Consider the following 15108-nt stretch of genomic DNA (forward strand, 5'->3'; position numbering starts at 1 on the left):
TAAAAAATGGATATGATACAATACTGTTAAATTAATGACGGGAGCTGAAAGGTATAATGGATTCTTTTCTTGCTTAAAAAATAAAACAAAAAAGCGATATCCTTCGCATGTTTTATTCTTTATACGCAAGAAAGTTACATTATCTTTTCACTCAATCAATATATCCATATCTAACTCTTTTTGAGTTGGATTTGCTGTATTTATTTGAGCTACAAGAGAGGGTAACTTTCTTGTAGCTTTTCTATTTTTATACAGGAGGATGATTGTATGTCATTAATCAATGTAAATAACTTAACGTTTGCCTATGAAGGCAGTTTCGATAATATTTTTGAAAACGTGAGCTTCCAAATCGATACGGATTGGAAATTGGGCTTTACGGGAAGAAACGGGAGGGGGAAGACGACCTTTCTCAACCTGTTGCTTGGTAAATATGAATACAGCGGAAAGATTACTGCTCATGTCAGCTTTGAATACTTTCCTTTCCAAGTCGAGAACAAAGAATATCTGACCATTGATATCGTTCAAGACATTGTCCCGGATTATCAGCTATGGGAATTAATGCGCGAGTTCTCCCTCTTAAAGGTTTCAGAGGATGTTCTGTATCGTCCCTTTGAATCTTTGTCTAACGGGGAGCAAACGAAAGTAATGTTAGCCGCCTTGTTTCTAAAGGAAAACAGTTTTTTGTTAATTGATGAGCCAACCAATCACCTCGATATGCATGCAAGGGAGCTCGTCAGTGATTATCTCCATTCCAAAAACGGTTATATTTTGGTGTCTCACGACCGAGCATTTCTAGACAATTGTGTCGATCACATCTTATCCATCAACAAGACGAACATCGAGGTGCAAAAAGGGAATTTCTCTGATTGGTGGGAAAATAAACAGAGACAGGATAACTATGAACTCGCTGAGAATGAGAAGCTCAAAAAAGACATTAAACGCTTGTCGGACGCAGCCAAACGTACAAGCAACTGGTCAGACGCTGTGGAAAAGACGAAAAATGGAACATTGAATTCCGGTTCCAAAATAGACAAAGGGTATGTTGGCCACAAGGCTGCGAAAATGATGAAGCGCTCCAAATCGATGGAGCAAAGACAGCAATCCGCCATTGATGAAAAGTCGAAGCTGCTGAAAAACATTGAAAACCAGGAGAGCTTAAAGATTGCACAGCTTGCTTATCATAAAAATCAACTGGCCGAACTGGAGAAGGTCTCGATTTATTACGGAGAGAAGCTAGTTTGTTCAGATGTCAACTTTACGATTGAGCAGGGAGAGCGTATAGCGCTGGCAGGCAAGAACGGTTCAGGAAAATCCAGCATTCTCAAGCTCATTTGTGGGGAGAACATCCAACATACGGGGACCTTCCGAAAGGGGAGTCAATTGAAAATCTCGTATGTCTCTCAAGACACTTCCCATCTAAAGGGCAATCTCACTGACTTTGCGCGAGACAACGGGATCGAAGAGAGCTTGTTCAAATCAATTCTGCGCAAGCTGGACTTTTCCCGCGTGCAATTTGAGAAGGATATCTCCGCTTTTAGTGGCGGACAGAAGAAGAAAGTACTCATTGCGAAAAGTCTTTGCGAGAAAGCACATCTTCATATTTGGGATGAGCCGCTAAACTTTATTGACGTCATTTCTCGCATGCAAATTGAAGAGCTGCTCCTGGAACACTCGCCAACAATTCTTTTTGTGGAGCACGACAGGGAATTTTGCAATAACATCGCTACAAAGATCGTTGAACTATACTAGGACGAAAAGTGTCTAAAAGAAGGAAGGTGGGGAGAACCGTTTCGTTTTCCTCACCTTCCTTTTTCGTAGGAGGTCAGGGACTGTTCGTAAGGAAAATTGAGCAATCGAGAAGAAATAGTAAGCAGCGAAATGTGGTAGTTTTTAGATAATACTTTTAAAAGAATGGCGGAGATCCAATGGGGAAAATAATTGCAAATGTAAGCAGTACATTAAATGGTATCTATACTGGGCCGACAGGAGAAGAAGATAATATGGTAAGCTGGGCATTGCCTGGAATCATCGACGCCACAGATGACGGTCTTGCGTTATTCCAGAGGGTTGACGCCATCTTGATGGGGCGAGTCACCTATGAAGGCTTTGCAAGCTATTGGCCGTTCCAAGAGGGAGATTGGGCTGATGCGATAAATAAGACTCAAAAGTTTGTAGCAACCAATAATAGTGAGCTTACGGAAGTTCATTGGGGTGACTACGGCAATACGATTACACTCCTTCATTCTGATGTCATGACCAAAATAAAAGAGCTTAAAACACAAATCAAGGGTGATATCATTGTTCCTGCAAGCGCGGGTCTTGTTCAAGGTTTGATCCATGCTGATTTACTTGATGAACTCCGAATGATTATTCATCCGGTCTTATTGGGCAGCGGCAAACATTACTTTGATAACATTCATACACGTCACGACATGAAGTTGATAGAAACGAAGCTTTACGGAAAAAGTGGTTCCATACAACTACGATATGAGATCGGAAAGGCACAAGTAGAATAAAAAAGGTTTTTGTCCAATTTCTCAATTTCATGGATGGAGAAATTGGACTTTTTGGTTTTTACACTAATTTGTTCGTAAAGCAGGGTATACGAAAGCCTTTAACGTAACACCCGTAAAGGAACATCCAGAAGCCTTTGGATGACCGCCACCACCGTAATGCTGGGCAATCACAGACAGATCCACGTCTTCTCGAATGGTTCGAAAGCTAATTCTACCTTTTCCAGGATCAAGCATCGCGACGAAATCAATCATCTCCGCATTTTTACATAAGAAATTGCCTGTCGTGGAGTGATATTGCTCGAGGAAAACCACGCCCACTTGATACGTTTTTGGCTCGTCTAAATCAATTTCAACCGGAATCAGCTTCATTTGCTTCAGCTTTTTTTGCTCAAATTCATCGATTCGTTTTTCTTCTGTATAGATGAGGATCGATTCTACTTCATCAAATACGAATTGATCTGAATGAGCACCTTCACCTCGCAAGCGCCCCAGCACATTTTGAACAAACGTGTCTCGCTCGACCATATAGAATAAAATGTTCAGTTGATTGGCTTGTACAGTACCGCTTGCATCCCAGTCCCACGTATCAAAGGCACGAACCAGCTCCACATAGTCAGAGAGAACGCTAGTTGGTATCAGATATCCCTGCTTTACCAGGTAATCATAATAGAGGCTCGTTGCCGAAGTCTTTTTTCCTGATTCTTCCGTAATAACCTTTGCCCATTCGTACTTGGAGGCCAATGGTAAGGCGGTTGGGTGATGATCGATCAAGACAAACGCATGACCCTGATCGATCTTTTTCTGAATGAGCGTTGCGACCTCGTCATTGACACTTACATCGGTAATGACGACATACATATCGGGGGTGAGTTCTTCTTCGATAAACTTTTGTACGTCTTGATTGACAGAGTAAGGAGTTACCCCGCGGGAATCGACTTCTTGCTTGGAAAAAGCAATTTGACTCAGGATCGCACAGGATACGCCATCCAAGTCCTTATCACTGAAATGGACGATTTTTTGATGATTCATTGAGCATCTCCTTATCAAATGAGTCCAGATTTCGTAGTTCACTACCATAAATCATTTTTCCTAGGACCGCAATAGATAGACCATCTTTATTTCAATACCCTCAATCCAGCATCGGTTAACCTCGTCCCAAAAGGACCCCGGCTTTTTACAATATATCCACGCGATTCAAGTACATCCAATCTGCTGCGAATCTGCTGCTCGCTCAGTGGCTTTGCCCAATCCTTGCTCATCTCGGTTATTCTCCGTCGATTTGGCCTTTCGCCACGTTCAGCGATGGTTTGAATACTCCGTAAGATAAGCAGCAGCTCGTCTTCTTCATCAGGAATGACCGGCGCTTCGGTATGTGAATGATCGCTTTTTAAAAAGCTATTTTCCCACGGCATGTCCTCAATTTGGATGATATCCTCGTCACAGACAGCCAGCATGTAATCGATGGTGTTCTTTAACTCCCGCACATTTCCAAACCACGGTAGGGTAGTGAGCCTCTCGATGACTTCCGGCTTGATAGTCACTTGTGGGTGTACGCTTTGTCGGATAAAATGCCGAACGAGCAGCGGGATGTCATCGGTTCGAGTTCGCAGGGAGGGGAGATCGACAAAGAGAACACGTAGCCGATGATACAAATCTTCCCGAAAAGTTCCTTGTTCGATCATATGCAGCAAATTTTTGTTAGTGGCAGCAATGATCCGAACATCGATTGGAATGATTTGGCTTCCCCCGATGCGCATAATCTCTTTTTCCTGCAGGACCCGCAGAAGTCGTGCCTGTAGCTTCAGGCTACTGTCACCGATTTCGTCCAAAAAGATCGTGCCGCCGTTTGCTTGCTCGAACAAGCCAACTTTTCCACCTTTTTTAGCCCCTGTGAATGCACCGTCATCATAGCCGAACAGCTCGCTTTCCATCAAATCCTCAGAAATGGCGCTGAAATTGACAGCGAGAAACGGCCTCTTATCCCGCAGCGATGCGTTGTGGATGGCACTCGCAAAAAGTTCCTTGCCCGTGCCGCTCTCTCCTTGGATCAGGAGGGTGAGGTCTGTTTTTGCCAGTTTTTTTGCCTTTTCCTTTGTGCGCGTGAGGATTGAGCTTTCCCCAATCATATCGTCAAATGTGTATTTGGCCACAAAGCCTTTCTTTTTCAATTCGGAGCGCAGCGATCTTTCCAACTCGATTGTCTTTCTCGCATTCTTGAACGTAGCGACGAGTGATTGGTCATTGTTTAAAGGGAAGCGGTGAACAATGACTTCAACCTCACCGAACGTAAACCAGCGATCCTCTTCCTGTGAGAGGGCAAATAAAAAGTCGATGAGCTCAGGATGATCCATGACATCACGAATATGTCTGCCAATAACACGCTTGGCAGAGACACCGAGCAGAAGGCCGAGCTCCTCATTGAAGACCGTGATCTTGCCATCTTGCGTAATTGTCAAGATCCCGTCGTTTACGCCATCCAGCACCTCATTCAAATGCTTATTCAAATCTGTGGCTATCTGGTTGGCATCAGCCAGCCGCTTGCTCAATTGAATGATTTTACGCAAATAGCGCTGAGAGATCACGTCTCCTGGCCCGTTCAGTTGGAAATGGTCGAGTATTTGATGAATCGTCGAGATGTCCATCAGGCGGGGACCGATACTCACTACATCTTGAACATGGTCAGGGATTAGCTCGAACGCCCCTGGTGTCACTGCGAGATCAATTATTTCTACGTGCGGAATGCCGGGATAATACGGTATGTAATGAATGTGGTCAATCCCCAGCTTTTTCAGTGATTCAATGGACTCCAAACATGTTTCTAAGGAGTCATTGACGTAATAAGCTTTGGTTCCAGCTGGTAAGTATAAGAGCCTGTCGATGTTTTCGTAATTGATGATCCTATTGGCGATGATGAGTTTGCAATTTGTTCCAAGGCATGCTCTTATTTTTGGCTCTTCTAATACGAGCGGGTGGGAGAGGACGACCAATTGATTATGAAGGGTTGTTGGAAGTTCCTCCTCGACGGAATAACTACTCATCCGCACATACCCGTCCATAATCTCCTGAAGTTGATTGACAAGCGCGATTCGGGTGTCTTTGCTGCCAGCTAGTAAAATGAATTCGTTCATCATGCCTTCCTCGCTTTTGGTTATTTGGGTGTGTTTGGTTGAATTAATTGCAAGAAATAACCGAATATTCTATATCGTAAACCAAATAGTATTTCATTGCACGATTAATTGATGGAGAAAACCAGCAAATATCAACGGTTCAGGACGAGGAAGCAGCATAGACTGCTCCCTATTTTTTTGGCATAGATCATGCTAATTAATTCAGTAGTTTCACTTCATTGATAGAAAGGGGAGAGATTTACGTGCAGATGAGAAGAAGAGTGAGATTACTCACAGTCAGCTTTTTGATGGCAACAGCCATGCTATCTGCCTGTACGAGCAATTCTGGTCAACCCCCGCCAACAAGCGGACCAGCGCCTGGAAATGCTCAACAACAAGAAGTACCAGCAAAGGCAGTACGAAATGCGGAATTAACAGTGGCTCTTGAAGCGGAGGCCACCTCACTTGATCCTTGGAATTCCACGGATAGCAACACGCTGCATATTTTGTCCACGATGTTCGAAGGATTGCTTACGCTGGATGAAAATCGGGAGGTTGTCCCTATTCTTGCAACCGATTACAAATTAAGCACTGATGCAACCTCTTTGACTTTTCATTTACGCAAAGGAATCCTTTTTCATGACGGTTCACCCTTTGATGCAGAAGTAGTGAAAAAGAATCTGGATTACGTACGCAACAAGGAGAATGGCATGGCAAGAGCGAGCTTTTTTGGATTTATCAAGGAGGTTACTGTAGTAGACCCGTACACGATCACTGTTGTGGCGAAAGAACCAAATTCTGCGATGGTTGCCTTTATGGCACATCCTTCTGCCACCTTTAAATCGCTGAAAGAATTGCAAAAAAAAATCGATGATCCGAAATACAATTTGGACCGCAATCCAGTAGGGACAGGACCCTACCAATTCCGCGAATGGAAGAACGGGCAGTTTGTGAAGGTAGCTGCCTTTGATGGTTACTGGGATAAAGAGAAGCCGGCAAAGCTAGCAGCGATTCTGTTTAAGCCTGTGACGGAGGCGAGTACGCGGGTCAATATGCTCAAAGCCAGCGAAGTAGACATTGTGACAAGTTTGCCGACCCTGGATGCGCGGAGTATGGGAACAGATCCGAATCTCGATGTTTACTCCGGTCCATCGCTCAACATGATTTATGTCGGTATGAATACAAAGCTGGATAAGTACAAGGACAAGCGGGTGCGGCAGGCGATGAACTACGCGATCAACAAAGAACAATTGATCAGTCAGGTTGCTGACGGTTTTGGTACAGCTGCCGATTCACCGCTTTCGCCATTGGTAAAAGGCTACGCGAAACAGCAAGGCTATCCGTACAACGTTGACAAAGCGAAACAGCTTTTGACAGAGGCTGGTTATCCAGATGGTTTCGCAGCTACGTTGTGGACGCGCAATTCAACGGAATTCGTCGCGATTGCTGAAAATATCAAAATGCAGCTGCAAGCTGTAGGGATCAAAGTAGAGGTGCAAGCTTACGAGAGCGGCACGCTATTTGAAAGGCTGGATGCCGGAGAGGGAACGGATCTCTATATCGGGCGATGGGGTACGGGTACAGCGGAAGCGGATTGGGGAATGCGGCCGAACTTTGCATCTGACCGAATTCCACCGAACTATAATAACTCTGGCTATTATCAGAACGAACAAGTCGATCAGCTGCTAAATGAAGCATTGAAAGCAACAGCCAACAGCATGGCACAGCAAAAATACACCGAAGCACAAAAAGTCATCATGGATGAAGCCCCATGGATATTCCTGTACGTCCCGGATGTGGTGATCGCAAAACGGAAAAATGTCTTGGATGTTGGGGTTACTCTTGATACAGTTCGTCTCCAGGCTGCATACAAACAATAAGTTAGTTTTCTAAAGAGAAGGTGTAGGAAATGGCTAGATATATTTTTGGTCGCATATTGGGCATGATTCCCATTTTAGTGATCATCTCGATCCTTTCTTTTTTGTTCGTACATCTTACCCCTGGCGACCCGATCCGCATCATGTACGGTGCGGAAATGGATATGGCCACCTATGAGAAAGTAAAAGCGAATCTAGGCTTTCATGATCCACTCTATGTGCAGTACGGTCGTTATCTTCAGCAAATTTTGTCCGGCGATTTCGGTGTTTCCTATAAAACAAAGACCAATGTGTCTGACGAGATCGGTAAGCGGTTCTTATACACGCTTGGATTAACGTTTGCCGCCATGTTCTGGGCGCTGATTATAGGCCTGGTTGTCGGAATTTATTCAGCGGCTCGGCGCAAGTCGATTTGGGATCGCATCGGGATTATCTCAACCACGACGATCATTAGCATTCCGGAGTTTTGGTTCGGACTCATGCTCATGCAAATGTTTGCCGTGCAGTTGGGATGGTTCCCAACCAGTGGCAGCGGAACTTTTGCGCACCTTCTGCTTCCGTCGATAACACTAGGATTCGGAGTGTCTGCGATCATTGCCCGCTTTACACGCTCCAGTGTCCTTGAAGTATTACAGGAAGATTTTGTACGCACAGCCAAGGCGAAAGGGCAGCGAGAGTCAGTCATCATTTGGACGCATGTATTGCGTAATGCGCTGATTCCTGTGATCACGATGACTGGGTTGCAATTTGGCTTTTTGCTCGGAGGAGCAGTCGTAGTTGAGCAAGTTTTTTCCTGGCCAGGGCTGGGATCGTATTTGATTGATTCTGTTCTCGCTCGCGATTATCCGGCCATGCAAGCGCTCATTCTGCTCTTTTCCGTCCAGTTTCTCATCGTCAATCTTCTTGTAGATATCAGCTACAGTCTTGTGAATCCGCAAATCCGTTATGAATAACAAAGAGGAGCAGACGAATGAAAAGTCAGAATACTCACTCTCCCTTTCAGCTATTTTTGAAAAAGTTCAAGAAACAGACGATGGCGGTAGTAGCCTTCTGGATATTAATCGGCATCTTTCTGCTAGGGTTGGCAGGGCCATGGATCACACCCTATGATCCGAATCGGCCTGTGACAGAGCAGTATGAGGAAAAGGGAATCGACAAAACGAAAGAATTGACCGGATCGATTCAAATAAGCGGGATCATGAGTGATGGTACAGAACTCCCTGTGTCTGAGCTTATGCTGCAAAGTACGAACCGACAGATTTCCACCGTCAGTGAATCGAATGGCTCGATCACCATAACACCAGTCGGGCAAGGAAGCACAACGGTGCTGATGGCAAAAGGAGATGTCGCTTCGCAGATCAAGCTAGACGTTTCTGCAGAGGACTCCCCACCGATTCTTACGCAGCTGCTGCTTCAAGGTCCGGCAGGCATGGTAAAGAAGGGGGACATCTTCCAGCTTAACCTAGAGGCCAGACTTTCAAATGATGTTAAGCTGATCGGCTTTGAACAAATTCGTAGCAACCTGAAACAAGTAGTGGGGGCGAACAAGGCTGTCTCACAAGAAAACAACGGGTTCGTAACAGCCAAGAAAAAGCAATCGGAAGAGGACGGACAAATTCATTACCAGTCGACAGATGAAAAAGTAGTACGTGTAACGCCTGATGGGATGGTGACCGCGCTTGGTCAGGGTATCGGGCAAGTGAAAGTATCAATCGGGCCTGTATCTACCATTGTCCCGATAGCTGTTGAAACATCGATGCAAGAGCCTGTACTCGTCCAAATACAGCCTAGTCAGACGCATATCGCACTTATGGACAATAGGAAACATCAACAGCCCTCCCTACTGCACTGGTTCGGAACCGATCATCAAAATCGGGATATCTTCAGTCGTGTCTTGGCTGGGACTCGTGAAACACTGTTCATTGGTTTCGTATCTGTCGGGATCGGTGCTGTTATTGGGACGCTGCTTGGCCTATTAGCTGGATATTACGGAAGGTGGATTGACTCGATTATTACGCGTCTAACCGATATTTTGTTGGCGTTTCCGGGGATATTGCTCGCGATCGCAGTGATTGCCGTGCTAGGGGCTGGGATGGTGAACATTATTTTTGCAGTAGCAGTTTTTACGGTTCCCATCTTCATCCGCATCGTCAGAGGGAGTGCTTTAGCGTTAAAGCAAATGACGTATGTGGAAGCGGCTAAATCAATCGGTGTGCAGGATTTTGTGATTATCATACGGCATATTTTGCCTGGTATGCTTCCTGTGGTCATGGTTTATTTGACGATGAGAATTGGTACAGCGATTCTGCTTGGAGCTGCTCTTAGCTTTCTCGGTCTAGGTGGTGACATAACAGCTCCGGAATGGGGGGCGATGTTGAGCGCAGCCAAAGACAACAGCCGGAATTTTTTCTACCCAACATTTTTTCCTGGGATCGCCATTGTACTGACTGTCGTCTGCTTCAATTTGTTTGGCGACGGTCTGCGAGATACGCTCGATCCCAAGCTAAAGGAGTAGAAGTGAACGAATGAATACGCCTATTTTAGAGGTCAACCAGTTACAGGTTTCTTTTAAGAAAGAAAAGGAAGAGATAACTGTCGTCAACGGTATTTCTTTTATTGTTCATGCGGGTGAAACCTTGGGGATCGTCGGAGAATCCGGTTGCGGCAAAAGCATTACCTCACTATCGATCATGCGCCTGATCAACCCACCCGGCCGCATTACGAATGGACAAATTGTTTATAACAACAGGGATTTGACCCAACTCTCCGAGGAAGAAATGCGTGTGGTCCGAGGAACCGAGATCTCGATGATTTTCCAGGAGCCGATGACCTCCTTAAACCCTGTTTTTACGATCGGCCGACAAATCGATGAGATTATTCTACTTCATACGTGCGCATCCAAACAGGAAGCAAAAGAACAATCCATTGAGATGCTAAAGCGCGTCGGTATATCCCGTGCTGAGCAAATCTACCGAAGCTATCCGTTCGAATTGTCGGGTGGAATGCGGCAACGGGTAATGATTGCGATTGGGATGGCATGCCAGCCAAAGCTGTTGATTGCGGATGAACCAACAACGGCGCTGGATGTAACGATTCAATTGCAAATCTTAGACCTGATGAAAAAATTGCAAGAAAAAGAAAATACAGCCATCATGCTAATCACTCATGACCTGGGGGTGGTCGCTGAGATGTGTGATCGCGTTCTGGTGATGTATGCAGGAGAAGTCGTGGAAGAAGCTGACGTCGATGATTTATTCCATAATCCTAAGCATCCTTATACCATTGGTCTACTGCAATCCATGCCCTCTTCAGTAGAAAAGAGAAGCCGCCTATATACGATCAAAGGGCAAGTCCCGCCAGCAGGGTCGATCACCAAGGGTTGTCGCTTTGCAGAACGGTGCGATCGTGTTATTGACCGTTGCTGGGGGGAAGACCCCGCGATCGTTTCGGTCGGCAATAATCATACGTGCCGCTGCTGGTTACATGCCTAGGAGAACGGGAGGTGTTGGGATGGACCCATTAGTAGAAGTACAACAGTTACAGGTGTTTTATCCAGGGAAGAGCAAGCTGCTGCAAAAAACGAAGAGTGTAGTGAAGGCCGTCGATCATGTTTCGTTTACCATCAATCAAGGAGAGACGCTCGGGCTGGTAGGAGAATCCGGATGTGGAAAATCGACGATGGGCAGGGCGATTTTGCACCTGATAAAGCCAACTTCAGGAGATATCAGCTTTGCAGGCAGGAGTCTGTCCTCCTTATCAGCGAGTGAACTGAGGCAACAGCGCAAGCATTTTCAAATGGTGTTCCAAGATCCATTCTCGTCGCTTAACCCACGATTGACGGTAAAGGAAATTCTAGATGAGCCGCTAAAAGCCCATAGATTGGGTGATGAACATCAGCGTTTGGAAAAAATACATCATATGATGGAGGTTTGCGGGTTAAATCGCATGTATGCTGAGCGGTATGCTCATGAATTTTCGGGTGGGCAGCGGCAACGAATTGGCATTGCTCGTGCACTGATTCTTCAACCACAGCTAGTAGTGGCTGATGAACCCGTCTCTGCACTAGATGTATCGATCCAGTCGCAAATCTTAAATCTTATGCAGGATTTACAAGAAGAATTTCAACTGACTTACTTGTTTATTTCCCATGATCTCGGGGTGGTTCGACATATCTGCAATCGTGTCGGGGTGATGTATTTAGGAAGAATGGCGGAGCTTGCGAAAACGGAACAATTGTACGCCAATCCATTACACCCCTATACCAAGACGTTGTTATCCGCCATCCCGGTGGCAGATCCCCGATTGAGAAAGGAACGAATTATTTTGCAAGGGGACGTGCCTTCGCCAGCCAACCCTCCACAGGGCTGTGCTTTTGCCAGTAGATGTCCGAGTGTGATGGAGATTTGTAAAGAAATCAGACCAGATATGCGGCAAGTGACCGATGCGCATAGTGTGGCTTGTCATCTCTATGTCTGATCCAAAAGGAAACAATCGATAGGAGAGAATATAACAATGAGCTTGGCTACTGTTCAGCGTCTGATAGAGGAGCGAAAAGAACAATATTTACAGCAACTGTTTGCCTTGTTGAAACAGAAAAGCATAAGTACAACCAATGTAGGCGTACGAGAATGTGCGGAGCTGTTGAATGAGATGATGCAGGCATGTGGGATACAGAGTCGCCTAATGGAAACAGCGGGATATCCAATTGTATATGGAGAATGGATAAAGGCTGAGAATGCATTCACAGTATTGATCTATGGTCACTATGATGTCCAGCCCCCTGAGCCGCTCGAGGAATGGCTGTCGCCACCCTTTGAACCGAACATACGAGACGGAAGGATTTATTGTCGAGGAGTAGGTGACAACAAAGGTCAGTTAATGGCTCAGGTACTGGCGATTCAAACGTATTTGGACAGCTTTGGTGAGTTGCCAGTCAATGTGAAGCTGGTATTTGAAGGGGAGGAGGAAAACAGTAGTCCTCATCTCGCGACTTTCGTTGAAGAGAATAAAGAGCTATTGGCATGTGACCTTGTTTACACATCAGATGGGCCCATGCATGGAAGTGGTATCCCTTCTGTTGAGTTAGGTGTCAGGGGTATTCTTGGTGTCGAACTGGTAGCACACGGAGCAAAATGGGATCATCATTCGGGAAATATGGGAAATATCGCACCCAATCCGGCATGGATTCTTATTGACTTGTTAAAAACGATGCGTGATGAGCAAGGGAGGGTGCTAATCGAAGGATTTTACGATAATATCCGCCAACCGACTGCCTATGAGCTGGATTTGCTTCGCAAGCTTCCTTTTGAACGTGAGGTGTTAATCGAGCAGATCGGATATCCAGATATCGAAGCGGACGCCGAAACCTTTTATCGCTTGGTATCCTTGGAACCGACTTTCAATATTTGCGGTTTTCACAGTGGGTACGGGGGAGACGGCTCCAAGACGATTATTCCTGCCACTGCGCGTGTGAAAATGGATATACGGCTAGTCATCGATCAAGACCCAGACGATATTTTTCAAAAGCTTTGCGAACATGTGAAAAAACACAATCCTTCCATAGAGGTCTTGCATCAAGGAGAAATGAAACCTTCACGTACTTCTGCTGAACTGGAGATCGTGAAAGTGGTTACACAGGCAGTCAGAGACGCGTACAGAGTAGATCCTCTTCTTGTACCTGGAGTCGGCGGGAGCCTCCCCGATTATGTCTGGACTCAGATTCTCGGAGTCCCATCCGTGATGGTCCCGTATGCGAACGCAGATGAGGCGAATCATGCGCCGAATGAAAATATGAAAGTGGCCCTTTTTTATCAGGGCATTTCATGTACATGCCATGTGATTCATCGATTAGGGGAGCTTTCAAAGTAAGAATCAATAAGTGGTAATTTGCTATTCATATCCATATGTAATATAATGCTTGGGTTAATAGCACTCCACGTATCAGTAACGGCACGGGCGTGTTCGCGATTATTCGCGATCGCCCTTATTTCTATTACACGAGTAAAATAGTGGAGAGAGAATATGGAAAAGGTGGTCCTCAACATGAAAAAGTCTGCATTGATCCCCGCTGCACTTCTGCTCGCAGTCCTGACTGCTTGCGGCAACACGCAGCCTACGGAGCAACCAGTAAATCAAAATCAAGCAGCAACAGGCACCCAACAGCCAGCAGGTGAAGCAACTACGCAAAAGCCTGAAGAAGCGAAAAAAGAAGAGCAACAGGTGATCGCTGCTCCACAGGAAATCGTAGTGTACAAGCAAGGGGAAAAAACATCGCTGAAGCCGGAAGATGATAAGTTCAAGGAAATTCTTGCGCTCATGAACAAACGCTTTGAAACGCCAGCGAACCAAATGCGTTTTGACGAGAGTACCCAAGCGGTGGAGAAGGACAAGAAAGAGGCTTTGGCGGTTGAATTCAACTACGCTGAAGTAACGACAAATACTTTGCCAGCGACTGTTAGTACAGATAACAAAGCAGAAGTAAAGGCGAAGACACTGTTCTTCGTATTGAGCGGAGAAAACAAAGACCATATGTTTGATTCAGAAGATGGCAAAGCTTATGGAACTGCACCGCTGCAATTGACCGAATCCACTGAACTGACCGAGCTGTTGAATAAGTAATCGAACGACCCAGACTGTCGAGCAATCGGCAGTCTTTTTGCTATTTAAAATGCCTGATCAAAGAAAACCCTCTTGATATTGGGGCAACCGATCAAGAGGGAAGAGCAAGATAAATGATTACCTTTTTTGATCTGGTTCCGATTGCACAACAGTTAACGCCGTGTCGCCATCGGTCTCTACCAGGTGCTTTAGCATAGACAGCTTATTGTTCCAAAACTGCTCGTAAAAGGAAAGCCACTGCTTTACTTCTGTCAGGGGACCGGGATGCAGCCGATAAATTTTCTCACGACCTACCTTATGTCCCGTGACCAAATCAGCGTCGGCAAGTATATGAAGATGCTTGACCACAGCAGTTCGGCTTATGGGGAAATGAGAGGTAATCGCTGAGATTGGTAATTCTTTTTCAGCTAGCAAGCGAAGTACTTCTCGACGAGTAGGGTCAGCAATCGCTTGAAATACATCAACCTTTTCTGCTGAGGCAGACATTTAGCCTTCCACAACCTTTTTCAGGCGCTCGTGAACAATTCCAACCCAACCTTGATTCATCTTCTCGCGAATCATTGAGCTCTTCGCGTTTGCTTTTCCGATGATCTCATCTGCCGCTTTCCATCCACCATGAATGAGGGTAAACTCCGTCTTCTCTCCCAGGTCTTTTAAAAGAAAAGAGACGACCCAACCGTCTGTATCCCAAGCAAAAGAAAGGCGATGTGGTGCTTCTACTTCCAACACTTTGCATGGTGACGGCCCAAAAGGGGATTGGATATGAAACTCATGACCAACTACAGGCTGAAAATCATTCGGCATAAACCAAGCTGAAATGGCTTCCGCAGTGGATACTTTCTCCCATACCTTTTGAATAGGAGCGTCGAAAACGATGGTTTGTTTAATATCTTCTACGGCTTGCTGGTTGTTCTGTTCCACGATGAATCTCTCCGTTTCGTAGTGAAAATATAACACCTTTTGGTTTTACTTTATGATGATATAACACCT

At 45.5% G+C, this 15108-nt stretch carries 13 protein-coding genes; 9 read left to right on the forward strand and 4 right to left on the reverse strand.

The genetic code is table 11. The features are described from left to right. The first annotated feature begins 267 nt into the window (after positions 1-267). The gene (locus tag HP568_RS17335; RefSeq protein WP_173629749.1) at positions 268-1749 is read left to right on the forward strand and encodes an Lsa family ABC-F type ribosomal protection protein; all 1482 of its coding nucleotides are present in this window, start codon (positions 268-270) and stop codon (positions 1747-1749) included. Between the two features lie 176 nt (positions 1750-1925). Next, a complete protein-coding gene (locus tag HP568_RS17340; RefSeq protein ID WP_173629750.1) occupies positions 1926-2516 on the forward strand; it encodes a dihydrofolate reductase family protein in 591 nt (196 codons plus the stop codon). Positions 2517-2579: 63 nt separating this feature from the next. Here HP568_RS17340 and HP568_RS17345 read toward each other — a convergent pair whose 3' ends face one another. Together HP568_RS17345 and HP568_RS17350 are read right to left on the reverse strand one after the other, a co-directional pair. Next, complete coding sequence (locus tag HP568_RS17345) at positions 2580-3545, reverse strand: DHH family phosphoesterase (RefSeq protein ID WP_173629751.1); 966 nt, start codon at positions 3543-3545, stop codon at positions 2580-2582. Positions 3546-3631: 86 nt separating this feature from the next. Next, entirely contained in the window at positions 3632-5644 is a 2013-nt protein-coding gene (locus HP568_RS17350) for a sigma-54 interaction domain-containing protein (protein WP_173629752.1), read from the reverse strand. A gap of 248 nt (positions 5645-5892) precedes the next feature. Between HP568_RS17350 and HP568_RS17355 the strand changes: the two genes are divergently transcribed. The 7 genes from HP568_RS17355 (at position 5893) to HP568_RS17385 (ending at position 14118) form a co-directional block, all read left to right on the forward strand. Continuing rightward, complete coding sequence (locus tag HP568_RS17355; protein WP_217366644.1) at positions 5893-7503, forward strand: glutathione ABC transporter substrate-binding protein; 1611 nt, start codon at positions 5893-5895, stop codon at positions 7501-7503. 29 nt (positions 7504-7532) lie between these two features. Beyond that, a complete protein-coding gene (gene nikB / locus HP568_RS17360; RefSeq protein WP_048032910.1) occupies positions 7533-8453 on the forward strand; it encodes a nickel ABC transporter permease in 921 nt (306 codons plus the stop codon). 17 nt (positions 8454-8470) lie between these two features. After that, complete coding sequence (locus HP568_RS17365; RefSeq protein ID WP_173629754.1) at positions 8471-10015, forward strand: ABC transporter permease; 1545 nt, start codon at positions 8471-8473, stop codon at positions 10013-10015. A 10-nt stretch (positions 10016-10025) separates the two neighbouring features. Further along, positions 10026-10991 carry an ABC transporter ATP-binding protein gene (locus HP568_RS17370; protein WP_048032912.1) on the forward strand — a complete coding sequence of 322 codons (966 nt, stop codon included), beginning with the start codon at positions 10026-10028 and terminating at the stop codon, positions 10989-10991. A gap of 19 nt (positions 10992-11010) precedes the next feature. Then, positions 11011-11976, forward strand: a complete 966-nt coding sequence (locus tag HP568_RS17375) for an ABC transporter ATP-binding protein (RefSeq protein ID WP_173629755.1) — start codon at positions 11011-11013, stop codon at positions 11974-11976. Positions 11977-12012: 36 nt separating this feature from the next. Beyond that, positions 12013-13368 carry a M20/M25/M40 family metallo-hydrolase gene (locus HP568_RS17380; RefSeq protein WP_173629756.1) on the forward strand — a complete coding sequence of 452 codons (1356 nt, stop codon included), beginning with the start codon at positions 12013-12015 and terminating at the stop codon, positions 13366-13368. A 174-nt stretch (positions 13369-13542) separates the two neighbouring features. After that, a complete protein-coding gene (locus HP568_RS17385; RefSeq protein ID WP_173629757.1) occupies positions 13543-14118 on the forward strand; it encodes a hypothetical protein in 576 nt (191 codons plus the stop codon). 117 nt (positions 14119-14235) lie between these two features. Here HP568_RS17385 and HP568_RS17390 read toward each other — a convergent pair whose 3' ends face one another. Both HP568_RS17390 and HP568_RS17395 read right to left on the reverse strand, forming a co-directional pair. After that, on the reverse strand, positions 14236-14604 hold the full coding sequence (locus tag HP568_RS17390; protein WP_048032915.1) for an ArsR/SmtB family transcription factor: 369 nt from the start codon (positions 14602-14604) through the stop codon (positions 14236-14238). Further along, positions 14605-15039, reverse strand: a complete 435-nt coding sequence (locus tag HP568_RS17395) for an SRPBCC family protein (protein WP_056494262.1) — start codon at positions 15037-15039, stop codon at positions 14605-14607. Positions 15040-15108: the final 69 nt, after the last annotated feature.

Source organism: Brevibacillus sp. MS2.2 (genome assembly GCF_013284345.1).
In the GTDB taxonomy this organism is placed as follows: Bacteria; Bacillota; Bacilli; order Brevibacillales; family Brevibacillaceae; genus Brevibacillus; species Brevibacillus brevis_C.